Here is a 23,637-nt window from a genome sequence, read left to right as displayed (position 1 = left end):
AGCGAAAGGGAGGTATTTTATGCCCATGCTTTTCAAAAACTTACGCCGTCACTTTCTTTCCCGCGAATTTCTGCTCTTTCTCGCCGTCGGCTGTCTCAACACGTTCAACGGCAGCCTGCTGGCGAGCGCCTTAGAACATTTCCTCGATACGAATTTCGCGTTCAACATCGGCTACATCCTCGCGAACCTCATCGCCTACGCACTGAACAGCCGCTTGATCTTCCACGAGCCGCTCGCCCTTGAAAAATGCCTGAAGTTCGCTGTTTCCTACATCCCGAACTATTTGATTCAGAACGTCATCGTCTTTATTTTCTACAATCAGCTCGGTTTTCCGAGCCTTGCAGCGTTTATCATCGCCGCCGTCCTCGGCGTGCCTGTGACATTCCTCGCCGTGAAGCTCTTCGCCTTCGGCAGAGCATGAGTCGATTGTCTCATTTCTCCGTATACCAACGGAAGATCGCCTGCGTACCGCAGTCGTCCATGCCGCGCACTGAAAGCTCGTCATAGAGCTTCTTCGAGAGCTTCAGTCCCGGCAGGTCAAGCCCCATTTCCTCCGCCGATTCGATGGCGATGCGCATGTCTTTGAGGAAATGCTTGATGAAGAATCCCGGCGACCAGTCGCCTGCCAGCATCTTCGGCGCGAGGTTCGTGAGCGACCACGAGCCGGCTGCACCGGCGGCGATCGTCTGCTGCACAGCCTCGGCGTCCAGTCCGCTCTTTTTCGCATACGCCATCGCTTCAGCGACACCGAGCATGTTCGAGGCGATGGCGATCTGGTTGCTCATCTTGACGAACTGCCCGCTGCCTGCCGCACCGAAATAGCGCACATTTTTTCCCACGGCGGCGAAGATGTCACGATACCTCTCAAACGCCTCTTTTTCACCGCCGACCATGATGGCGAGCGACGCATCACGCGCACCGATGTCGCCGCCGGAAACGGGCGCATCAAGCGCATCGACGCCCTTCTCTTTCGCAGCGGCGAAAATTTTCTTCGCGAGCGCGGGGCTCGACGTCGTCATGTCGATGACCGCGCCGCCCTTTTTCACAGACAAGACGCCTGCCGCACCGAGGTAGATCTCCTCAACGTCCTTCGGATAGCCGACGATGGAGATGACGACGTCCGCTTCCTTCGAAAGCTCTGCGGGCGAAGACGCCCAGCACGCGCCCGCATCGAGAAGCGCCTGCGCCTTTTTCTTCGTGCGCGTGTAGACGCTGACGGGATATCCTGCCCGCATAAGATTTCTCGCCATGCTGCTTCCCATGACGCCTGTACCGATAAAGCCGATACGCTCTCTATCCATGATCTTGCCTCCTTGGATATTTTTTCCTATTTTCTATAAATGTGCAAATCCCCGCCGCTTGCCGCGATCTGCGAAGCGTCGGGGGGCTCTCTCTTCATGGACGAAAATAGGGGCTTCGTCCGCGCTGCGCCTTGGGTCGTCCGATGACTTCCGCAAGTACAGCCGCCTGCAGCATGGCAGCGGGGGTAAAGTCGAGCGCCAAAGCGCCCGAAGCAGCCGGCTCCCGCTGCGGCTGCTCCATTTCTTGCCGCTGCACGGCTTTATGCGGCGGCGCATCGACTCCATCTATCGCAAGAGAAGCCGCCGTGTGGACAGCAACCGCCGCTCGCGGTGCGCTCGGCTCCTCGCTCGCCGCTTCCTGCGCGGAAAAGAAGCGGCGCAGCAAAGCCTGCATCTCATCCGACGGCGCGGCTCCCTGCGTTTCTGTCGCCGTTTCCCGCAAATCGACGGGCGGTTCGAGCGCTTCGGACTGCCTTTTCTGCCGCGCCTTGCGCTTCTTCTTGTCGAGCAAATTCGTGACGAGGAGAAATATGACGAATAGGATGATACCCGTGACGCTCATACCGTCTGTCTCCTTCCCTTTTCCGTCTTACTTCGCCGGATGCGACGGGTTTGCACCCGCCTCGCTGATCGCCGTCCGCATGTCGGTGTCCGCCTGCACATTGCGCAGGTTGTAATAGTCCATGACGCCGAGATTGCCGCTCTTCAAGGCTTCTGCCATCGCGTGCGGCACTTCTGCCTGCGCCTCGACGACCTTCGCTTCCATCTCCTGCGTGTAAGCCTTCATTTCCTGCTCCTTGGCGACCGCCATAGCGCGGCGCTCCTCCGCCTTTGCCTGCGCGATGCGCTTATCGGCTTCGGCTTGGTCGGTCTGCAGTTCCGCGCCGATGTTGCGCCCGACATCGACATCGGCGATGTCGATGGAAAGGATCTCAAACGCCGTTCCTGCGTCAAGCCCCTTGCCAAGTACGGTCTTGGAGATGACGTCGGGATTCGCAAGGACTTCGCCGTGGCTCGCCGAGGAGCCGACCGTCGTGACGATACCCTCGCCGACGCGGGCGATGATCGTCGGCTCACCCGCGCCGCCGACGAGGCGATCGATGTTGGCGCGCACAGTCACACGCGCCTTGATCTTCAACTCGATGCCGTTCATAGCGACGGCGGAGACGATCGGCGTCTCTATGACCTTGGGATTGACGCTCATCTGCACAGCGTCGAGCACGTCGCGCCCTGCAAGGTCAATGGCGGCGGAGCGCTCGAACGGCAGGGGAATCTGCGCACGGTGCGCCGCGATCAGCGCATCGACGACCTTATCGACGTTGCCGCCCGCCAAATAGTGCGCTTCGAGCTGATTGACCTGCACGTTCAGCCCCGCCTTGTTCGCCTTGATGAGCGGCATGACGATCTTGCCGGGCGGCACACGGCGCATACGCATACCGATGAGCGTGATGATATTCACGGGCACATTCGCCGCAATCGCCGAAATCCAAAGACCAATGGGAACAAAGTGCAGAAAAACCATGACGACAACAACGGCGATGACAAAGAGAAATGCCAATGCGATAACGCCTTCCATGAAGAACCCCTCCCGTAAAAATTCCAATCAAACCTTTTCACAGACACGGCGCACGACGATGCGGCTGCCATGCACCTCTGCCACATAGACGCGCTCGCCCTTCTCGATGTAAGCGCCCTCGGAAACGACGTCAACGGACACGCCGTCGATGAGGATAGAGCCAGCCGGACGCACATCGGTCAGCACGGTCGCTTCCCTTCCTACGAGATCCGTGCGCTCTGCCGCGCTCACATAACCGCCTGCACTCGTCGAAGCATCATGCAGCACGACCCTCTTCCAAAGGCGGCTCTCGGGCAAAAACCGCACGAGCAAAAGAAATGAGACGAGCGCGATCGCAGCTGCCGCAAAAAGTGCATAGAGCGCATTGACGTCGCCGCCGAGCGCGAGGACGACGCTGTATAGCATCGCCGCAACGCCGAGCGCCCCTAAAACGCCTGTAGCGGGTAAGAGCGCCTCTGCCACGATCAGCAGGACGCCGACAAGAAAGACGGCAACCTCATATAGACTCACAAGCCCTTTGACGTACTGGCTGCTGAAAAACACGCCCGCCGCCGCAAGACCGAGCAAAACGCCGAACCCCGTGCCGCCCGTCTTGATCTCCACAAGTACGGCGAGAAAAATCACAGCGACAAGCAGGACCTGCAAAAGAGGCATCGTTCCGACGAATTCCATACGATCACATCCTTCCTCAGCCTTTCCTACCTCTGCCTTTCCTAATATATATTCCATAGAAAAAGGCGAAACCCTGCCTGCAATCGTTAAAATTACAGGAGAGAATACCCATGACGCTATAGACTTTTCTCTTTAAGGAATGATTTGCCTTTCACGCCCCTGCGGGCGTATAATTGCAGCAAAGACGGTTTCCCTCAGAAAATATTTGGGGAGGTTTTCACGCTATGGAGATTTCCGCAGAGCAGCTTGCGATCATGCTCTCGACCATCGCACTCGTCATCGCCGTCGGGCTTTACGCTGCGCGTTCCATTCACTCGGCGGAAGGCTTCAGCCTCAACGGGCGCAGTGCAGGTGCGCCGCTCGTCGCGGGTACGATCGCCGGTACCTGCGTCGGCGGCGGCGCGACGGTCGGCACGGCGCAGCTCGCCTTCTCCCTCGGACTTTCCGCTTGGTGGTTCACACTCGGCACGGGGATCGCCCTGATCCTCATGGGACTTTTCTACGCCGGTCCCTTGCGGCGCACCGCGCTTGAGACGATCCCGCAGTTTCTCGGCATCTGTTACGGCAAGCCCGCAGGCGTCTTTTCGAGTCTCGTATCTTCCATCGGCATCTTCTTCAGCGCCGTCGCCAGCACGCTGCCGGGACTTCATCTCATCGCCGCCGTTTTTGGCGTCGGTCACGGCAAAGCGGCGCTTTTTCTCGTCGTACTCGTCGCCGGATACGTTTTCTTCGGCGGCATGAAAAGCGCCGGCGTCGGCGGCGTCTTGAAAATGCTCATCCTGTGGCTGAGTCTTTGCTTCGCGGGGATCGCCGCATGGCAAGGTCTGCCCGAGGTCACGGTGAACACACCGCTGAAAGAGGGGACACTGAGCCTTATGAGCGCTGGTGCAGAAAGCATCGCCGCAGGGCTCCTCTCTCTCATCGTCGGTATCCTATCCACACAATCCTACATCCAAGCCATCTTCTCCGCCGCCAACCCGCGCACGGCTGCTGTCGGCGCCTTTACCGCCGCGCTCATCGTCATTCCCGTCGGTCTGCCTTGCTCCATCATCGGCGTCTACATGCACGCGGCAGCGCCCGACATCGCGCCCATCCTCGCACTGCCCGCCTACCTCTTTACACATGCAGGCGTTTTCATCGGCAGCGTCGCTATGGGCGGCATCGTACTTTCCCTCGTCGGCAGCATCGGCGGTCTTTCGCTCGGTATTGGAACCATGCTCTCACACGACGTATTCGCGCCATTTTTCGCCGTGACGCGCGAAAAGCGGCTGCTTCTCCTGCACCGTCTCACCGTGCTTCTCGTGATGGGACTTGCCGCCCTCTTCGCACTTTTTACCATCGACAGCGAAGTACTCGTCTGGAACTACCTGTCTATGGCACTTCGCGGCGGCGGCATCTTCCTGCCGCTGACAGCGGCGGTATTCCTGCCCGGGCGCCTCTCGCCGCGCCGCGCCGTCGCTTCCATGCTTCTCTCGACGGCAGTTGCTGCAGCGGCAATCGTATGCAAAAGCTCCATACACCCGCTCTTCATCGGCCTCATCACGAGCGCCGCGCTCATCTTGCCAAAACTTTGCAAAAAACCACCGAAAAACAACGGAGGGATCCTCTCATGACAAAGACAAACACGACAGCAACAGAACTGATCGACTTCATCACCTGCGCCGTATCGCCCTTCCATGTCGTCGAAAAAAGCGCAGAACGACTAGAACGCGCGGGCTTCCAAGAGCTGCATCCCGCCGCCGCATGGCGGCTTTTTCCCGGCGGACGCTACTTCGTCAAAGTCTACGGCTCGACGCTCCTCGCTTTCACCCTCGGTGAAAAATCTCTCGCAGGCTGCGGCGCACCGCTTCGCATGGCAGCGGCGCACACGGACTTCCCATGCTTTCGCCTGAAACCCGCCGCAGGCATAGCAAGCGACGGCTATGGCAGCTTGAACGTCGAGCCATACGGCGGTCTCATTCTGCGCACATGGCTCGACCGCCCGCTCTCCCTTGCAGGCAAAGTCATGCTGCGCGGCAGCGACGCCTTTCATCCCGAAGAGAAGCTCGTCGATTTTCCAAAACCGCTCATGACGATTCCGAGCCTTGCCATCCACATGGACCGCGAGGTCAACAAAAGCGGCGCCCTGAACGCCCAGAAGGACATGCTGCCGCTCGCCGCCCTCGTCGGTGCGGAAGCGGCAAAAAGCGATTTCTTCCTCCCGTGGCTTGCCGCCTCCTGCGGCGTGGAACCGACGGCAATCCTCTCCTACGATCTCAGCGCCTATCCATGCGAGACAGGCTGCACCTTCGGTATGGACGACGCATTCATCTCATCCCCCCGGCTCGACAACCTCACATCCGTTCTCGCCTGCCTCAAGGGCATCGAAGAAACACGTCCCGACGAAGGGCTTCGCCTCATCGCACTTTTCGACAACGAAGAAGTCGGCAGCCGCACGAAGCAAGGCGCAGGCTCCACCGTACTCAGCGACGTGCTCCGCCGCATCTATCAAGAACGCACGGACGAAAGCGACGCTCTCATCCGCGCACTCGCCGAAGGCTTCCTGCTCTCCGTCGATGTAGCGCACGCCGTACATCCTTCGCACGCGGCAAAGAGCGACCCAAACGTGCGTCCGACGCTCGGCGCAGGCGTCGTCTTGAAGCAGGCGGCATCACAAAGCTATGCGGGCGACGCCGAAGCCGTCGCCATCGTGCGGGCGCTTGCCGAAGAGCACGCGATCCCCTGGCAGCGCTTCGTGAACCGCGCCGACAGCCGCGGCGGCTCCACACTCGGCGCCATCGCCTCATCCTTCGTTCCTGTGCGCACGATGGACATCGGCGCACCGCTGCTCGCCATGCACTCCGCAAGGGAAACGATGGGCTGCGCCGATCAAGATGCACTGGAACGGCTTCTGAAAGTATTCCTCGCCTAAAAATCTGCACGCAGTCTCACAAAATGCAACGCACCCCCGAAAATCCATCTCGGACTTTCGGGGGTGCGTTTTAAGAAATCACAGATCAAGTCAAACGCCTATCTTCACAAACCTCTGCGACTTCCTTTTAACAGCGTTCCTCAAATGCCAAGCCCTCGTTCCAAATACTTTCTTTGCAGCAAAAAAATACATCGCACCAGCTGATTCTGCTGTCTCTTGTCGAGGTACTTGGCAAAATGTGCGCCGATATGATAAACGGGCGTTGCAAGCGCTGTACGGTCGATCGAGCGCATGACAACGGCTGTCGTATGAAGTTCGCCGACAGCCGGCAGATCCGGTATGGAGATCTCGATTTCCATACCATCTTCCAACGGCTCCTTCCAAACGAAGGACACACCGTTGCCACTGAGATCGACGAGCGTCGTCTCCTTCGGCTTATTTTTGCCGCCGTAAAGATTCGACAGCGTTACCTGCATGGGAAACGGCGCGGGCACGCGCACAAAATCGCGCTTCTGCTGACGTTCGACCTCAGTGGGAAGCTCCATGTACCAGATGCGATCGGGCAGCGGACTGCTCGCACAAAACGCAGACTCGAATCGGTAGGTGCACTTCTCGCTCGGCATGGCGCAGCGAAAATGCGCGTTCGTCTCCGGACCATGCGCATATTCTGCGTCCGTCATCTGCATCTCGACGACGAGACGATCCACCGACATCTCTTTGAGCCTTCCCACGCGCGTTTTCTTTCCGTTCTCCTGCAAAAAATAAATTTTCTCCTCTAAGACAAGCGCTTCTTCCGGCGCAAAGCGCTCTGCCGTCCCATTCTCTGTCGTCATATTCCCTCTGCTTTCTGCAATATCCATTCCATTCCATCATTTCTGCAAAACCACCTCGTCGGCAAGGCTGCCGTCAGGCAGAAAACACTGGAAGCGCAGCTGCCCTGCGGACGCCTCAAGCGTCATATAATTGCCGCGTTCGGGCTGCGCGAGCATCTTCTTGTCAAAGCGCATATTCTGCGGCACATCATAGTAGCAGTTGCCGCAGTTGCCTGTGTCGATGTAAAAAGGACCATCCTCGCTCGGCGCAAAGTGCAGAATATGCCCGAGCCGCCGATATGTATGCTGATGCGCCGTCAAGACGACGTCGGGACGCAGCTCGTCGAAGATCGGCATCAGCGCCCGCCCCGTCGCACTGATATCGCCCGTGACAGGATCGCTCCCATCAGGATAATCGTACTCGATGATATCCTTGTGCATCAAAACGATCTTCCACTTCTTGCGGCTCGCCGCCAGATCATGGCGCAGCCATGCAGCCTGCTCCTCGAAAAGTCCAGCCCGCAGCGCATCGACTTCTTCCCACTGCGTATTGAGCGCAGCAAAGTGGCACACTCCCCAGTCGAACGAATAATACCAGCCCGAAAAATGCAGACTGCCGTTCCCCGGTACAGGAAAATAGCCGAGCCAGCCCAAAGGCAAGCGGCACTGCCAGTTGAGATCATACGCCTCATGATTGCCCATCAAAGGCGCACACGGCAGGCGGGCGATGATCTTCGCCGCCCCCTCAAACCACTGCCGCCATTGGTAGGCAGCCTCGCCATTGTCGACAAGATCCCCCATCATGATGAAAAAGCCGGCGTCCGACTGCTGCTGCGCCGCCTTCTCCGCCGCATTTCGCCATGTGCGATAGCCGTCCGAACACTGCGAATCAGGAAATATCAACGCCTTGAACGTACCATCCGCCGCCGTCTGAAGCGAGAACCACGGCGACGCCGTATCGCCCGTGCGCAGGCGATACTCGTACGAAGTATCGGGAGCAAGCCCTGTCAAAAGAGCCTCATGCGAAAAAAGCCGCTCGCCGCCGTCGACGAAAACCTTCTCACGCGCAGCAAACGAAGAAACATCCGCCGCACCCGCACACCGCAGATCGACGACAGCCTCCGGCTCGCTCACGGCAGACTCCCAAGCGATCATGCGCGAAGTCCGACTATCCTCCGTGATGATCTGACGCACAAAAAACGCATCCAGACCATCGGCGGCAAACACCCGCCGCCATGATGCAGGAAAAAGACCGAAAAGCCCCAGTGCAGCAACAGTCCTTGATGATATGTTCAAAAACCTGCGGCGCGAAATAACGAACGCTTCAGACATCATTGCACAAACTTCCATCGTACAGCGCCTCATACGCCTCCTGCGCACGCGCTGCAAAAATTTTGCGCACAGCATCGTTTTCGCCGATACCCCGAAGAATCGTCTGCACGACGAATCCCTCCCGTTCCAAAACAGCCTTATGCGAGTCCGGCGCGTCGCCTGCCATATCATTCGTCGCATGATCGCCTGCCACAAGCATCAGCGGCACGAGCGTGACCTTTTTTATACACGCCTTTTTCAGTTTCGGCAGAACATCATCCAAATGCGGCCGTCCCTCTACACTGTAGATATAGATGCGATGCTGTCCCTGCTGCTCCAAGCGTTCCTGCATAACGGTGTAATAAGCATTTGCCGGATGCGGCGTGCCATGAACCATGAGGAGTACGGCTTCATCCGCAGCACATGGCGGCAGATCTTTGGCGACAGCAGTCATGACATCGGCGACATCGTCGCGCTTTTCCTCCTGCCCCTGCCAATACACGAGCGGCGTGCCGAGCGTCATCCTGTAAAACCATGTGCGGCACTCCTCGAACACCTCGCGCTTATACGCATACTCGATGCCCGGGATGATGTCGAGAGAAACGAGCGCCACGCGCGTATATCCATCATCCTTGAGTTTTTGCAGCGCTTCTTCAGGCGTCGGGTAGGAAATCCCCTCGTTCGCCTTGACACGCTCGATGACGATGTGCGAAGTGAACGCGAGCATCACTTTGGCATTCGGATGCTCGCGCCGTATCTCTTCCACCACAGCAAGGATCGTCTTTTCACGTGTCTCCTTAAAGGTCGTGCCAAAACTCATGACAAGAATGGCATCGCGCTCTTCACGCTTAAAGAGCGCCGCATTCTCCGCGGCAAGTACGCCAAGACTTGCCGCTCTTCTCAACGCCCTGCCTGCCGTCTTGACCTCATCATGGAGCTTGTAACCCGTATGTGCCATATATGTATCGCCTCTTTCCTGCATCATTAACTTAACCTCATACAAAATATTCTGCCTCAGGACAAAACCTTGACAAAGCGCACAGCGTCCTTTATAATTTCTTTATTGCGCATGATACACTTTGCATGTGCGATTTTCGGGGCATGGCTCAGTTTGGTAGAGCACCTGGCTTGGGACCAGGGGGTCGCAGGTTCAAATCCTGCTGCTCCGACCATCGCGTCAGTAGCTCAGTCGGATAGAGCAACGGCCTTCTAAGCCGTGGGTCGGGGGTTCGAATCCCTCCTGTCGCACCAGACATGTACGGGGCTTGGCATTTTATGCCAAGCCCTTTTTATTTTACTAAAGGCAGCGCACAATGTCCACGAGCGAGCGTTTGTTCGTGCAGTTTACTCTTCCTGCGCCGCTTGATTCTTCGTTTCCTGTGTTCGCTTCTCTATATGCCTTATGAGTTCGATCGCGCCAAGCCCCAATCCCAATCGCTGAGAAATCTCTTCGACGCTCAGCCCTTGACGCAAAAAGGCGCGGATCTGCTCCTGCTGTTGCTTCAAAACCGCATGGGAAGACGCCTCGTTTCCTTCTTCGATCTCATCTTCCGATGCAAAAGTCAGCGAATCTTCTTCGGACGGCTCATCTTCTGCCTCTTCATCTTCCGACAAGACATCCTCCGTGCGCTCCTCGTCGTCCGGCGCAACATCCTCTCCTTCCTCTTCGCCTTCTTCTTCGTATGCCGCATATTCGATCTCGTCCGCATCCGGATATTCGTACGCTTCAGCCACCTCTTCTTCCTCAGTCTCAGCATACGAATCGACAGACATCGATGCGTGCGCGGCATCGAACGAAGTCTTCGCCAAACCTTCCACCCGCGCCGCAGCGCGATCATAGTCCGCAGCCTTTTCTGCATCCGGCGACGTCCACTCTTCCGGATACAGCTGCAAGTCAATAGAGCCGCCTACCGTTCTTCCTGTCATCTGTTCCATGAGAGCAGCATGGAAATTCGTCGCTTCCTCCACCGGAGACGTCGCCGAAGACATGGGAGCAGCCGCCCCAACCGTCTGCTGCGATGCTAGAGAGGCGTTCATCTGGTGCGCAGTGCGCGACTGCGCCGCCGAAGTCGTTTGTTGAGCTGCTGCGGGGGGCGCAGCAGCGAAATTCATCTGCGCTGGAAGAGCGCCGAGCTGTGCGCCATAGACCTTTTCCCATTGCGCCAAAGCATTCAGACGTTCATCGAGCGCCGCTTTCTGTGCATTCGCCTCTGCCAAAAGCCTCTCCAAGCGTTCGACATGAATCTGCATCCTGCCGATGACGGCGTCACCCGAGCGCTCGATCTCATAGCGCAGGCGACTGGCAGAAACCTCCACCGATTCTTGTTCCTTCCCTTTCCCCTTATGCAAAAGCCGCCGCATGACGAGGACGAGCACCGCCCCCAAAACGATCAAAGCGCCCAAAATTTCCGTGATCACTTCTCGCAGCTCCCCTTATCTTTAAAAATATACATACGCTCTGCTCTCTTTAGAAATGGGGCTGCCGCATGAGCCTAATGCGGCTATGCGACAGCCCCTTTAGCAGGAAGCGCGGATACATTCAGTCACCCATTTTCACACGTCCGGACAACTTCATTTTATCGGCGCTTCCTATAGGACACCTCTACAGCGATATATCAATGTTACGTCCGCGAAACACATCGACAGCCAGTCTCTCCGTCGGCGCCTCATCCTCATCCGCCTCATGGCGACCGCCTCGATCCCCGCGTCTGCCGCGTCCCTGCTTCTTACGGCGTTCAGGATCATCTTTGATACGCTCTTCCTCCGCTTGATCTTTCTTTCTGACCTGCGTTTGTTTCAACGCCGTTTCCTGCTTGTCGCGCACGGCTTGGAAATCCTGCTGCAGCGCGGACTGCTGGTTCATATTGTGCTGCACCTGCGTCGCTTCGGATGTGCGCGGTACGATCGCCTGCAAGCTCATTGGGGTTACATCCATGCGTTCCATCCGTCCTTTCCGAACAGTTCAAGCAAAAGAAATCACGAAAAAGGCAAAAAATCAATACGCACCTGTGCGGATCTGATCACCCTCGACACTCAAAGTGCAACGCTTCTCCTCGGAATGAATATTTTTGATAACATTGTTGATCTTGAGCTTCACGCCCGGATAAATCGTATCAGCGGCACGGATGCGGCCGCGTTTCATGCTCTGGATCTTTTCCTCAAGTTCGTCCATTTCCTCCACGAGACTCTCAAGGCGCTCCTCCACCTGGAAGCGAGCCTTCCCGAGCTGCGCAACCAACTCCTGCCGTTCGGGCGGCAGCTTGCTGAGGTCAACCTTGCCAAGCGTCGTAAGCGTCTTTTTGATATCATCGAGCTTCTTCTTCGTATCACCATATTCCTGACAAACACTCTTGTATTGACGCTGCACCATAGGATTGATACCGACTTCGAGCTTCGTCGCGACATTCGCAGGGTTTCCGATCTGCGTCGCCTCAATTTCTTCGCCGGCAAAGGTCGAACCGCCCATGATCTGCCCGCGTTTTCCAAGTACCGTGACTTTTCTGCCCGCCCGCACTTGAGAATTCAAGACAACGTCTGCAATCGCGACATCCTTGCCCGCTTCGATCTCGGCATTTTCAGCAAAAAACGCGGTAAGCGTCTCCTTCGCCTTGACAAAACCGCGATTCATGCCTTGAATGCCGCCCTTGATGAAGATATTGCGCCCCTCAACCTCAGCGCCCGAAACGATGCCGCCAACCTCGATATCACCTGTCGCTTTGACGACGAAGCCCGCCTGCACACTGCCCTGAACAGCAACGGCGCCGGTAAACTCAATATTTCCCGTACCAACGCCCACATCTTCCTTGATCACAAGACGCGGATCAACGCCGATGATTTTGCCCGTATCAACGATCTGTCCGTCAATATCGGCATAGAGAAAGTTCTCATCGCGAATCGAAGAATTTTTGCCCGCCTTGAACACCAGCGGCCGCCCCTTCTTCTGATTGATCTTGCCGCCGAGAACATTCATGCCGGGCGCGCCATCCGTCTGCAGGATCCTTTCAGCGAGGAGATCCCCCTGCTTTACCAGCACAAAGAGATTCATATCCTTGTAGTCTGCACGATCATATTGATCGGTCTTAGGACGCCCCTTGACGCCGAGATCGTAATTCTTCTTCAGATAGGCATCCTCGCCATGCTGCGGCTCCTGCCCGAGCGCCGCCTCGAAATCCTGCCCATCCTTTGCCCCTTGCTCGATCGCTTTCTCATCGAAGCCGAAGACAACGCCTTTGTCCTGAAGCGCCTTCTTAATCATCTCCGGCGTCGGATAAACGTCGGAATCCGTATGGTCGAAACCAACCGTCGCCACCATCTTGTCCGAGCTGATATGGATGTTGATCTTACTGTAGACCGGCCTGTCTCCGTCAGCCGCAGACGCTCCCATTGCATTATCGCTCATGCCCTATGTGCCTCCTTTGTGCCTCATTCCATGAGACTCGTTTTCCACCTAGCCAAAAAGCCCCTGAGCCGAAAGACCGCTTTCGTATGGAGCTGAGAAATTCTCGCCTCCGAAAGATGCAGAATCAAGCTGATTTCCTTCAAAGTGAGTTCTTCATAATAATAGAGTGAAACAACCGTGCGCTCCTTTTCAGGCAGCTGGTCAATCGCTTTCGCCAAAGTATCACGCAGTTCATTCTTCTCAGCATTTTCTTCGGGATCAATCGTTTGTGAAGACGGTGATTCCGTTCGCACATACTCTTCCAGCGGAATGACCGTTGCAATATTTGTCTGTGAAACGAGATCGTGCAATTCCTTTTTCGATATTTTGAGTTCATCGGCAAGCTCATCGTCAGTTGCCGAACGCCCCAAGCGCCCTTCCAAATTCGTCACAGCCTGCTCATACCGCCGAATCTTTTGCCTTTTCGATACCGGTATCCAATCCATCGTGCGCAAATAGTCGAGCATGGCGCCGCGAATGCGCACGCCGCCATACGTTTCAAACTTATTGCCGCGCTCAACATCGTATCGCTCAATCGCATCAAGCAAACCAAAAAAGCCGCTCGAAACGAGATCATCACGATCAACATGCGCAGGCAAACCGACGACAACACGTCCTGCAATAATATTGACGAGCGGCAAATACTTTTCGACAAGCCTGTCACGAACTTCCGGTGAGCGCGTCTCGCGATAAAGCGACCAAAGCGTTTGGATTTCTGCGGAGGGGGGGTCTGCTTTTTTCATCAATCAAGCCGCCTCCTCGTCTAGTCATTCTCCCTGTGGGGCAGCAACGACAGGCTCTTCCGTGATCGCCGATTCCAAATCCTGCTCCGAGCCTTCCGATTGCATATCTGCCGTTTCCCCATCTTCTGCGACATCTGCCGTATCTCCTACCTCATCTGTATCATTCGTCGTAGATGGCGGTTTTCCCTCTTTCACAGCTGAAATATCCGTTTCAGCCGTTCGTGCAAAAAGAGCTGGAAACTGCTTCTCCATGAGGAATGTGACGAGAAATACGAGAGCAGTAACAACGAGAAATACCGCAAAGCTCCTCCCCGCAACCGTCGAAAACCGCGCACCTGCGGAAACGGCGCTCAAGACGGCAAGAAAGGCTGCTATGACGCCCGAGACAAGCGCTGTTCCAATCTTAAACAAAGTCCCTTCCCCCGTTAAATGATTTTTTCACCACGGTCGATCGTCTTGACCTTGTAATCGCCCGTTGTCAAGTCAATCTGCACCGTGCGTCCGTAGGTTCCGCCCGTATCTTCAGCAATGATCCGTATACCTTCCTTAGCCAGCGCTTTTTTGGCAGCTTCGGCATTCCTAAGCCCCACGCGCATGACATCGGATGCATTGGCGAACGAAAACATCTGTGCACCGCCTGCAATCTTCGCGACGAGCCTGCTCTTCACCGCACCGAGCTTCAAGACCTCCCCGAGCATTAAAGGTACGCCTGTATCGGCAAACTTTGCATGATTCTCGTGCGCTCTCGCCTGCGTACTGTCGGGCAGCATGATATGGAGAAGTCCGCCAACTTTTGTCTGAGGATCGTAGAGGGATATGCCGATACACGATCCAAGACCATAGCTGATGATCTGCTGCGGAGCCTTACCGACTTTGTAATCCGCGATTCCTACGCGTAACATATCAGCCATATCATCCAACCCCCACTGCCGAAAGAATCATTTCCATGGAGCCTGGATCCGGCACGAGGAAGAAGTGTCCGCGAAGCTCATCATCCTCCGCAAGGAACTCCGTCTCAATGACCATGGCATGATCCCCCATCTGTCCGAGCTGCACGAGCACGACATTCAAAATCGCACCTGCCATATCCATAGCAAGCGCCGGTATGGAGGGGATCAATGAGAGGTTCGTGAAACTATAAAGCGCGTTGAGATAGGCGCCCGCTAAAATATTGCCGATTTCCATTAAGGCAGATTCCGCCATCATATCAAGATGCGTCGTCTCCCCCGCTTCCTTGCCCATAAGAGCATCCACGAGGTAGAAAGCGCTGTCTTGCGGCATGAGAAACAGGATATTGCTCGGCGCCTTGCCGTAAACACGCAGAAAAACGCCGACGACGATCGTTTCCGGACCACCGACGAGGTCGGGAACTTCGTCGAGCGGAACGACCGAAACCTTCGGCACATTCATATCAATGCGGCGATTGATGAGCTGCGACAAAGCTGTCGCAGAATTTCCGGCGCCGACATTTCCTATTTCCCGCAGCACATCGAGCTGCACAGGAGAGAGGTCAATAATATCTTCCGTCATAGCTGCACCCTCTAGCATACTGGCATGATCCGATAGAAATATCCTTCTCCTGTCCTGCCGGACAGGAGAAGGTCGTAAAATCTTATTTCATATCTTCCGGCAAATCGACGATTTCATCGAGATTCAGCATGATGATCAGACGCGCATCAATGTTGCCGATGCTGCTGACAAAACGATTGCTCGTGTTGTCGCTGACATCCTTCGCGGCATTGATATCACGTCCGGAAATAGTCAGCACCTCAGTCACGGCATCGACAATCATACCGATGGAAAACTCGCCAATCTTCATGATGACGATGCGCGTTGCCTCCGTGTAGGGAGCATCTTCAAGACCGATGCGGCGCTTGAGGTCAATGACCGGCAGCACACTGCCGCGCAGATTGATGACGCCCTTGATATAGTCCGGCGCGAAAGGCACGCGTGTGATATCTGTCAAAACTTTGATTTCCTGCACATTGAGGATGTTTACGCCATACTCTTCTTTCAAGAGCTTGAATGCAGCGACCTGAACATCTTCCATAATTGCCTTTTTTTCCTTAGCCATGTCTAAATCCTCCCCCTTACTGCTGCACGACCGTGCCTACATCCAAAATCAAGGCGACACGGCCATCTCCGAGCACAGTCGCTCCAGAGAAGATCTTGAGTCCGGAAAGGAGTTTTCCGAGCGTCTTGATGACGATTTCCTGCTGACCGATGAGATTGTCGACGACAATACCAGCCTTACGCTCACCGACATAAACGACGACGACAAAGATATCGTCATTGTCTTCTTCTTTCGTACGCGGCACTTGGAGTGCATTGCTGAGATTGATGATCGGAATGATTTGACCGCGCAGCACGATAACCGCCTGATTCTGCACCGTCTTGATGTCATCGGGATGAATGTTGATCGTACTGTCGATGGAACCGAGCGGAATCGCATACATCTCTTCCTGCACGCGCACGAGAAGCGCCTGGATGATAGCGAGCGTCAGCGGCAGCTTGATCTTGAATACAGAGCCTTCATCGATCTTCGTTTCAACATCGACGTGACCGCCCAAGGATTCGATCTTGCTGCGCACAACGTCCATGCCAACGCCGCGACCGGAGATATCCGTAATTTGCTCCGCCGTTGAGAAACCCGGTGCAAAGATGATGCGTACGGCGTCCGCATCAGACATCGTATCAACCTCATCCTGTGTGTAAATGCCTTTTTCCACAGCCTTGGCACGAATCTTATCGGCATCAATGCCCGCACCGTCGTCCGTGACCATAATGACAACATTGTTTCCTTCATGTCGCGCGATAAGACCAACCTCGCCCGTGCGCGGCTTGCCCTTCTTCTCGCGGTCATCGGGATGTTCGACGCCGTGGTCAAGCGAGTTCCGCAGAAGATGCATCAGCGGATCGCCGATCTCATCGATAACCGTACGGTCAAGTTCGGTTTCCTCACCCTCGACCGTAAGGTTAATGTCCTTGTTGAGTTCCTTTGCGATATCACGAACCATGCGTGGGAAACGATTGAACACTTGACTGACCGGAACCATTCGAACCTTCATGACGACATTCTGCAGATCCGTCGTCACTCGATCCATCTGTTCTAAGGTTTCCGTAAGTTCCGGCATACGATTCGTCGTGCCGATCTGCTCAAGGCGCACCTTGTTGATGACAAGCTCACCGACAAGGTTCATGAGATTGTCGAGCTTTTCGATATCGACGCGCACGGACTGGCTCGCATGATGCTTCTTCTCAGCAGCCGGCGCCGGCTTCGCCGGAGCCTTCGCTGCGGGTTTTGCCGCAGGTTTGGCAGCGGGCTTTGCCGCAGGAACCGGTGTCGGCGCAGGTGCAGCAGGCGGCGCTTCAGCGGGAGCAGCGGCGGCCGCAGGCTTTGCAGGAGCTGATGCCGGGGCTGCAAGGTTATCAGGATCGACCTGCTCGATCTTCACTTCTTCAAGTTCGGAGACAGGTGCAAGTGCATCGGATATTGCATGTGCATCGGAAGTCGTCACAATCACGAGATCGAAATCGTGATCGAACTTCTCCGCTTCCAGCTCCTCTGCCGGGGGAACCGACTTGATGACGTCGCCAATCTCTTCGAGGGCATTCATGACCATGTATGTACGCGCTGCTTTCAAAAGGCATGTATCGGCGAGACGGATATGGATATGGAACACGTCCATGCCGCCCTGCTTCGCAGCCTTCATTGCATCTTTATCGTCCTCCGTGTAGTCCAGCGAGGATATCGGCGCAGCTTCTGCAGGCGCCTCAGCAGCTGTCGGAGCCGGCGGTTCTGCGACATCTGCCGTTGGCTGCGGCTCGCCTTTCGAAATGGACGAGAGTTTTTTCACGAGGTCAGAAACATCAACGAGATCCTCAGGATCGCCATTGCCGACGTTTTCGATCATTTCTTGCAGGGAGTCAAGGCACTTAAAGATCGTCTCAATGATGTCCTCCGTCACCTTGAGCTGATTGTTGCGGATAAGATCAAGAACGTCTTCCATCTCATGTGTAAGCTCAGCGATCTTATTGAACCCCATCGTCGCCGACATACCCTTCAATGTATGCGCGTTACGAAAAATCTCGTTGACGACGGACACCTCGTTCGGGTCATTTTCGAGGCTCAGCAGACCATCGTTCAAGGACTGCAGATGTTCGCGTGACTCGTCCAAAAACATGTCCATGTACTGATTTGTTTCCATTTCAAATCCCCCTGTTTGTTTTCTGCTGCCTCTAGGAACTACCGCTTAGTGCAGCATCACCTCAAAAGGCCCAGCAGCCTGTCAGTTTGCTCCGCAACCTTCGCCAAGAGCCTTGGTACCAGCCAGGCAGCACGCGAATCGCGAATCACTTGCATCATTCTTATATTCTTCGCCGCCACCGTCAAAAATCCTGCTTTTATTTATTCACGACCGGGACTGTCCGGGTGCAGGGCAATTTGACGGCGGAGTTCGCTAAAGACAAAATGGACGATTTTATTCATCGTTCCTCGATTAAGCTCAAGGAAGTGCGCCCCGATCTGCCAGCCGCGATCATTCGACGCAAGAGGCTGACAGCGTACAACGCGCGTCATGACGGACAATGTGCCGATGTTGGGGAAGTTCGTGAACACGATGGCCGCACGGCTGTTGATCTTGACATGGTGCGGCGCGATAAAGGAAACGCCGCCGCCGCTGACATCTGTGGTTCGCAGATTCATCAAGTCGCCCTCGCGACCTTCCGTATTGATAATCCGCACTTGGATGGGCAAACGCACCATTGCACGCACAAAACCGCGGTTCTGGTGACGCTCAACGACCTCGGGCTTCGTGATCTTCCAGACAGGAATCGGATCCCGCGCCTTTCCCCTGAATACAGAAAAAAAGCGGTAACGACACATCTCATCTACAGCAAGTCCATAGAGCTGTTCACCAACTGCCGGTATGACAGGACGACGTTTCTCATCCACAGGCATGGCAACAACCAATCGATCCGAAGTAATATCTTCTATACGGCTCGTATACTTTATATCGTCATCTTCGAGGTAAAACTCAACCCTCTGCCCAATTTTTAACACCTTTGCCGCATTGATCAAATCGCCGGCCATAACAGGCACCTCCCTATCATCGAGTGAAATCAAGAAAATATTGCAGGAATGATTTCCAGCCTTTTTTTACAGGAACCTTCTCCCCGTAGAGAATTGCTCGTGCAATCGCCTTGATACACTTCGCTGCAAGCGAGCTTGGATATGCTTCTAAGATCGGCTTTTGCTGCCGCACGGCTTGGATCATGTTGCGGTCCTCATAAATCGCACCAAGACAGCCGATATCCATGTGCAAGAACCGTTCTGCCGTTTTCTTAAGTTTTTCCGCCACTTCCAGGCTTTCCGCCTCATCGTAAACGCGATTGACGACGAGGCGCATGTTCGGTTTCGCGGCATACATACTGTACGCCTTCATAACGGCATAGGCATCGGTCAGCGCCGTCGGCTCAGGCGTCGTCACGAGAAGCACCTCGTCTGCCGCCAGAATGAAGTCGAGAACATTTCTGCCGATACCTGCCCCCGTATCTATGAGAATGATGTCCGCCATCTCGCCGCAGCCCGTGAGTTTTTCTTCCAGCAGGCTGCGTTCGGCAGGAGTGAATTCTCCTGCCTGCTCCATACCGGAGCCGCCTGAAATGTAGCGAATCCCATACGGTCCCTTGAGGATGACGTCATCAAGCACCACGTCATCATCCAGAAGATGCAGAAGATTGTACTTAGATGATGTTCCCAAGAGGACGTCGACGTTCGCCATGCCAAGGTCGGCATCAATGACAAGCACATTTTTTCCCTCAGCGATGAAAGCGAGCGCAAGATTTACCGTAAGATTTGATTTGCCAACGCCTCCCTTGCCGCTCGTGACGGCGATGATGCGTGCGCCTTCTTTGGGCAGAGGACGCGGCGCAGTCGGTGCGGCAGGCTCTGCACCTGCCGACGCATCCTTGCCGACGTCCGTGGCGGCGGGATCTTTTTTATTTTCTACGAGCTTTCGGAGACTCGCTGCCTGATCCTCCATACATCTACCTCAAAAAAAGTTCTGCAAGCTTTCCCGCCTCCGCCGATACAATGTCGTCCGGAACGCTCTGCCCATTGGTCAGATAGGAGAGCCGCATATCCTTTTTGCACAAAATATTCAAGATAATGCCAAGGCTCTTCGTTTCATCCGTCTTGGTGAAAATCACCTTGTCAGGCTTACATACGGAAAACTTATCCACGATATCTTTCGCGTCCTCATTCTTCGTCGTGGCGCTCAAGACGAGGTACTTTTCAATATTGGGATTGACGGCAAGAAAATCCTTGAGCTCCGCCATCTGGCGGCGATTATGCTGACTGCGCCCCGCCGTGTCGATGAGTATAAGCTGCTTCTGTCGGAACTTCTGTATGGCTTCTTTTAGCTCATCCGGCGTATATACGATGGCGATCGGCAGCCCTAAGATGTCGGCATACGTCTTGAGCTGCTCGACTGCTGAAATGCGGTAGGTATCTGCCGTGATGAATGCCGTGCTGATGCCTTTTTCCAACACACACTGCGCAGCGATCTTGGCGAGCGTCGTTGTCTTGCCGACCCCTGTCGGACCTAAAAGAGCTGCTATCTTGCGCTTGCGGCTCTTGAGTTCAAGACCGTCTGCCATCTGCATGTTGTCGGCGAGATACTTCGTCAGACCTTCAAGGGCAAGCGGCGTATCTTTGTCTGCCAAGATGGTTTCGGCGGGCAGCTGCAGCACGACATCCTCGATGATGTCCGGTTCGACATCCTGCTGTTTCAAGGCTTGCTGCAAAGACATTTCATCTTCCGGCGCCTTTTCCTTGCTGACGACCTGGACGAGCATCGCCTTCATCTGAAGAAGCTCGTTCTGCAAAGCCTCAATCGTTTCTTGTTGACGCTCTGCATCGCCTTTTTCAGGCAATCTCGTAGCGGATTCCTGCCTTTGGGCTGCATCCTCTTTCGACGCCTGCGCCGCCTTTTCATCCACAGGCTTCGCCCTGGGCGCTACGTCGGCTGTGGATGAAGATGCCGCCGCCTCATCAAGAGTATCCTTTTTCTCCGCAGCACGCAGCTTTCTTCGCTTGACAGTGGCAGCCCGTTTGCGCCGCGCCTTGCGTGCAGGCGGCTCAAGCGATTCGGCTTTTTCTGCGGCAGGAACGAGCGGCAGAAACGATTCCGCCGCCTGTTCCTGCGATGGAAACGCCGGAACAAACGGTTCTTTCCCAGCGGCAACAGGCGCTGTCACATCGGGCGCCGAATCGTATGCCTGCCGCTTCGCCTCAGCGACCGCCGCTTCCGTTCCTGCCGTCTTATAGCTTTTTGCTGCACTCTGCGAAAGACGCCTCTGCGGTTGGGCTGCAGCGGTCGCCTGCTGTACAGGCATCTGCATCTGCAAAGGATCTACGGCTGTCGCAACGGATGCAGAAACTGCTCTTGCCTGTCCGTCCTGCGGCACAGCAAGCGGCGTCATTGTCTCTCCCTGCACAGCTCGCGCCGCATGCCCCTGCGGCAGCGGCACCGCGCTCTTAGGCGACTCCTTTGGCGACGCCTCCTGCGCCTGCAGTTCAGCAAGCGTCGGGAGACGTTCTTCGCGTTTCTTGGGTGGGCGGCGCGGCACCTCGTCGAGAGCCGCCGTCACTTCAAAAATCTCCTTTGCGCCGTACCCAAGGATGCCGCCCTTCTTTATTTTTTTTGTATGCAGGATCACCGCGTCGTCGCCAAGCTCATCCTTCACCTGAGCCATAGCGTCTTTCATCGTGGCAGCCTGGAACACCTTGATGCGCAATTAAGTTCTCACCGTCCCAAGAATCTGAAGTTCGACCGTCTGCTCGATTTCCGCATGGGAAAGAACGACAAGCCCCTGCACGGAACGCTCAACAAGCTGGCGGAAATAGGTTCGCACCGCAGGACTTGTGAGTACGATCGGCTCATAGCCCATATTCGTGAGCTTAGGCAATTCCGCGTTGAGCGATGCCAGGAGACGCTGCATCGTATCTGGATCGAGACTCACATAAGAGCCGTGCTCGGTACGCTGCACGGCGCCCGCTATATGATTTTCCAGCCCGGGATCGAGCGTGATGCAAGGCAAGACATTGTTCTGAACATACTGCTGTGAAATCTGGCGTGCAAGTGCATGGCGCACATACTCGGTGAGGATATCCGTATCCTTCGTCGCACGTCCATAATCGGAAAGCACTTCAAGAACCGTTTCCATATCTCGAATGGAGACGCGTTCTGCCAGAAGATTTGCCAAGACTTTCTGCACCTCACCGACAGCGAGGACTTCAGGCACAACTTCCTCAACGAGAGCTGCATTCGTCTTTTTCAAGTTATCGAGGAGATTCTGCGTCTCCTGGCGGCCAAGAATCTCCGCCGCATGCGCCTTGATGACCTCCGTCAAATGCGTCGCAAGAACGGAAACAGCGTCAACAACCGTATAGCCGTTGAGCTCTGCCTGCTCACGCTGATCTTCTGAAATCCAAAGCGCGGGGAGCCCGAAAGCCGGCTCCGTCGTTTCGATGCCCGGCACCTCTTCAAAAACCGTGCCTGAATTCATCGCGAGATAGTGATCAAGCATGAGTTCGCCGCGCGTCGCTTCTATGCCCTTGAGCTTGATGATGTAGTTGTTTGGCTTAATCTGAATATTGTCCCGTATGCGTATTGTCGGTACAACAAGACCGAGCTCTAAAGCACACTGCCGACGGATCATGACGATACGCTCCAAAAGATCGCCGCCTTGCCCCGTGTCAACCAGCGGAATCAAGCTGTAGCCGATCTCAAGTTCCATCGGATCAACCTGCAGGAGATTGACAATATTCTCGGGTTTCGTAGCATCCGCTTTCGCCTTGTCGGCTTTCTTCTTTTCGGGGATTTCTTCGACCACTTTTTCCGAACTGCGCAAACGACGCGCCGCGAGGAAGCAAAGAATCGAAAGAGCCGCGAGCGGCAGCCCCGGCATACCCGGAACGATGGCGAGGAAAAAGAGGACGCCGCTGACGATATAGAAAATACGGCTGCGGTTAAAGAGCTGCATCGCTACGTCAAGACCGAGATTGCCTTTGGAAGAAGCCGAACGCGTGACGAGGATGCCCGTCGCCGTCGAAATCATCAGAGCCGGAATCTGGCTGACAAGACCTTCACCGACGGTCAACAGAGTATAGCTTTGCAGCGCCTGCAATGCCGACATGTTGCGCGTCAGCATACCGATGACAAAACCGCCCGTAATATTGATGATGATGATGATGATGGCGGCGATAGCATCGCCCTTGACAAACTTCGAGGCGCCGTCCATCGCACCGTAAAAATCGGCTTCCTGTTGAATCTTTAAGCGCCTTTTGCTCGCTTCCGCATCCGTGATGGCTCCTTGGTTCAGATCAGCATCAATCGCCATCTGCTTGCCCGGCATCGCGTCGAGCGTGAAACGCGCCGAAACTTCTGCGACACGCTCCGCACCCTTTGTGATGACGATGAACTGGATGATGATGAGAATTACGAAAATGATGAAGCCGACGAGTGCATTGCCGCCGACGACAAAGTTGCCGAAAGCCATGATGACATCGCCGGCATAGCCGTTCAAGAGGATCAGCCTTGTCGCCGATATATTAAGCGCAAGCCGAAAGAGCGTCGTGACCAAAAGCAAAGATGGAAAAACGGAAAAATCCAAAGCTTCCACATTATAAATCGTCACCATGACAATGACGAGTGCAAGCGTGATATTTACGCAAATTAACAAATCAAGAAGAGCCGTAGGCAATGGAATAATCATCATGATGACAATCGTGACGATTGCTACAGCTATGAAGATATCGCTGTATTTCGTTATGAAGCCATTGGAAAGCGTCGGATTTTCTGTCGCCAT

23 protein-coding genes and 2 tRNA genes are annotated in these 23,637 nt (G+C 55.2%); 5 read left to right on the top strand and 20 right to left on the bottom strand.

Annotated features, from left to right (window positions below):
• The first annotated feature begins 25 nt into the window (after nt 1-25).
• Nucleotides 26-421 carry a GtrA family protein gene (locus tag ACO5Z0_RS03855; RefSeq protein ID WP_485649278.1) on the top strand — a complete coding sequence of 132 codons (396 nt, stop codon included), beginning with the start codon at nt 26-28 and terminating at the stop codon, nt 419-421.
• A gap of 10 nt (nt 422-431) precedes the next feature.
• Here the strand turns inward: ACO5Z0_RS03855 and ACO5Z0_RS03850 are convergent, their stop codons facing one another.
• From ACO5Z0_RS03850 to ACO5Z0_RS03835, 4 genes are all read right to left on the bottom strand, one after another.
• Nucleotides 432-1,301, bottom strand: coding sequence for an NAD(P)-dependent oxidoreductase (locus ACO5Z0_RS03850; RefSeq protein WP_442673279.1), 870 nt, complete (start codon nt 1,299-1,301; stop codon nt 432-434).
• Between the two features lie 94 nt (nt 1,302-1,395).
• Complete coding sequence (locus tag ACO5Z0_RS03845; RefSeq protein ID WP_485649277.1) at nt 1,396-1,863, bottom strand: dihydropteroate synthase; 468 nt, start codon at nt 1,861-1,863, stop codon at nt 1,396-1,398.
• A gap of 27 nt (nt 1,864-1,890) precedes the next feature.
• The gene (gene floA, locus ACO5Z0_RS03840; RefSeq protein ID WP_442676592.1) at nt 1,891-2,877 is read right to left on the bottom strand and encodes a flotillin-like protein FloA; all 987 of its coding nucleotides are present in this window, start codon (nt 2,875-2,877) and stop codon (nt 1,891-1,893) included.
• Nucleotides 2,878-2,904: 27 nt separating this feature from the next.
• The gene (locus ACO5Z0_RS03835) at nt 2,905-3,549 is read right to left on the bottom strand and encodes an NfeD family protein (RefSeq protein WP_485649276.1); all 645 of its coding nucleotides are present in this window, start codon (nt 3,547-3,549) and stop codon (nt 2,905-2,907) included.
• 224 nt (nt 3,550-3,773) lie between these two features.
• On the opposite strand from ACO5Z0_RS03835, the gene ACO5Z0_RS03830 reads away from it, so the two are divergent.
• Both ACO5Z0_RS03830 and ACO5Z0_RS03825 read left to right on the top strand, forming a co-directional pair.
• Nucleotides 3,774-5,162, top strand: a complete 1,389-nt coding sequence (locus ACO5Z0_RS03830) for a sodium:solute symporter family protein (protein ID WP_485649275.1) — start codon at nt 3,774-3,776, stop codon at nt 5,160-5,162.
• Complete coding sequence (locus ACO5Z0_RS03825; RefSeq protein WP_485649274.1) at nt 5,159-6,460, top strand: M18 family aminopeptidase; 1,302 nt, start codon at nt 5,159-5,161, stop codon at nt 6,458-6,460. Before ACO5Z0_RS03830 ends, ACO5Z0_RS03825 begins: the two co-directional genes overlap by 4 nt.
• A gap of 140 nt (nt 6,461-6,600) precedes the next feature.
• On the opposite strand, the gene ACO5Z0_RS03820 is transcribed toward ACO5Z0_RS03825, so the two are convergent.
• Genes ACO5Z0_RS03820 through ACO5Z0_RS03810 form a run of 3 tightly spaced genes read right to left on the bottom strand, consistent with a single transcriptional unit; the run spans nt 6,601 to nt 9,541 of the window.
• On the bottom strand, nt 6,601-7,293 hold the full coding sequence (locus tag ACO5Z0_RS03820; RefSeq protein WP_485649273.1) for a flagellar brake protein: 693 nt from the start codon (nt 7,291-7,293) through the stop codon (nt 6,601-6,603).
• A 36-nt stretch (nt 7,294-7,329) separates the two neighbouring features.
• Nucleotides 7,330-8,622: a purple acid phosphatase family protein gene (locus ACO5Z0_RS03815; RefSeq protein WP_485649272.1), complete on the bottom strand. Its 1,293-nt coding sequence runs from the start codon at nt 8,620-8,622 to the stop codon at nt 7,330-7,332.
• Nucleotides 8,597-9,541, bottom strand: a complete 945-nt coding sequence (locus ACO5Z0_RS03810; protein WP_485649271.1) for a sirohydrochlorin cobaltochelatase — start codon at nt 9,539-9,541, stop codon at nt 8,597-8,599. Before ACO5Z0_RS03810 ends, ACO5Z0_RS03815 begins: the two co-directional genes overlap by 26 nt.
• Nucleotides 9,542-9,678: 137 nt before the next feature.
• Between ACO5Z0_RS03810 and ACO5Z0_RS03805 the strand changes: the two genes are divergently transcribed.
• Both ACO5Z0_RS03805 and ACO5Z0_RS03800 read left to right on the top strand, forming a co-directional pair.
• Nucleotides 9,679-9,755 (top strand) — tRNA-Pro (locus ACO5Z0_RS03805).
• A 2-nt stretch (nt 9,756-9,757) separates the two neighbouring features.
• Nucleotides 9,758-9,834, top strand: a tRNA-Arg gene (locus ACO5Z0_RS03800).
• Between the two features lie 93 nt (nt 9,835-9,927).
• On the opposite strand, the gene ACO5Z0_RS03795 is transcribed toward ACO5Z0_RS03800, so the two are convergent.
• From ACO5Z0_RS03795 to flhA, 13 genes are all read right to left on the bottom strand, one after another.
• Nucleotides 9,928-11,001, bottom strand: coding sequence for a hypothetical protein (locus ACO5Z0_RS03795; protein WP_485649270.1), 1,074 nt, complete (start codon nt 10,999-11,001; stop codon nt 9,928-9,930).
• A gap of 184 nt (nt 11,002-11,185) precedes the next feature.
• Entirely contained in the window at nt 11,186-11,518 is a 333-nt protein-coding gene (locus ACO5Z0_RS03790; RefSeq protein WP_485649269.1) for a hypothetical protein, read from the bottom strand.
• A 60-nt stretch (nt 11,519-11,578) separates the two neighbouring features.
• On the bottom strand, nt 11,579-12,982 hold the full coding sequence (locus ACO5Z0_RS03785; protein ID WP_442673826.1) for a flagellar assembly protein A: 1,404 nt from the start codon (nt 12,980-12,982) through the stop codon (nt 11,579-11,581).
• Between the two features lie 23 nt (nt 12,983-13,005).
• The gene (locus ACO5Z0_RS03780; RefSeq protein ID WP_442673830.1) at nt 13,006-13,764 is read right to left on the bottom strand and encodes a FliA/WhiG family RNA polymerase sigma factor; all 759 of its coding nucleotides are present in this window, start codon (nt 13,762-13,764) and stop codon (nt 13,006-13,008) included.
• Nucleotides 13,765-13,788: 24 nt separating this feature from the next.
• Nucleotides 13,789-14,175, bottom strand: coding sequence for a hypothetical protein (locus tag ACO5Z0_RS03775; protein WP_485649268.1), 387 nt, complete (start codon nt 14,173-14,175; stop codon nt 13,789-13,791).
• A gap of 14 nt (nt 14,176-14,189) precedes the next feature.
• The gene (locus tag ACO5Z0_RS03770; RefSeq protein ID WP_442673828.1) at nt 14,190-14,675 is read right to left on the bottom strand and encodes a chemotaxis protein CheD; all 486 of its coding nucleotides are present in this window, start codon (nt 14,673-14,675) and stop codon (nt 14,190-14,192) included.
• A 1-nt stretch (nt 14,676) separates the two neighbouring features.
• Nucleotides 14,677-15,294, bottom strand: a complete 618-nt coding sequence (locus ACO5Z0_RS03765; RefSeq protein ID WP_442675876.1) for a chemotaxis protein CheC — start codon at nt 15,292-15,294, stop codon at nt 14,677-14,679.
• Between the two features lie 82 nt (nt 15,295-15,376).
• On the bottom strand, nt 15,377-15,838 hold the full coding sequence (locus tag ACO5Z0_RS03760) for a chemotaxis protein CheW (RefSeq protein WP_442673006.1): 462 nt from the start codon (nt 15,836-15,838) through the stop codon (nt 15,377-15,379).
• A 16-nt stretch (nt 15,839-15,854) separates the two neighbouring features.
• The gene (locus tag ACO5Z0_RS03755; protein WP_485649267.1) at nt 15,855-17,972 is read right to left on the bottom strand and encodes a chemotaxis protein CheA; all 2,118 of its coding nucleotides are present in this window, start codon (nt 17,970-17,972) and stop codon (nt 15,855-15,857) included.
• A 200-nt stretch (nt 17,973-18,172) separates the two neighbouring features.
• The gene (locus tag ACO5Z0_RS03750) at nt 18,173-18,856 is read right to left on the bottom strand and encodes a flagellar brake protein (protein ID WP_442673004.1); all 684 of its coding nucleotides are present in this window, start codon (nt 18,854-18,856) and stop codon (nt 18,173-18,175) included.
• 16 nt (nt 18,857-18,872) lie between these two features.
• Nucleotides 18,873-19,808, bottom strand: coding sequence for a MinD/ParA family protein (locus ACO5Z0_RS03745; RefSeq protein ID WP_442673003.1), 936 nt, complete (start codon nt 19,806-19,808; stop codon nt 18,873-18,875).
• 4 nt (nt 19,809-19,812) lie between these two features.
• Nucleotides 19,813-21,522 (bottom strand): flagellar biosynthesis GTPase FlhF, encoded by a 1,710-nt coding sequence (gene flhF / locus ACO5Z0_RS03740; RefSeq protein WP_485649266.1) that lies wholly within the window; start codon nt 21,520-21,522, stop codon nt 19,813-19,815.
• A gap of 42 nt (nt 21,523-21,564) precedes the next feature.
• The gene (gene flhA, locus ACO5Z0_RS03735) at nt 21,565-23,637 is read right to left on the bottom strand and encodes a flagellar biosynthesis protein FlhA (protein WP_442675880.1); all 2,073 of its coding nucleotides are present in this window, start codon (nt 23,635-23,637) and stop codon (nt 21,565-21,567) included.

The sequence above is a fragment of the Selenomonas sp. genome (assembly GCF_057272215.1).
Note: the sequence above shows the minus strand (reverse complement) of the source record. Positions and strands in the feature narration are given on the sequence as shown.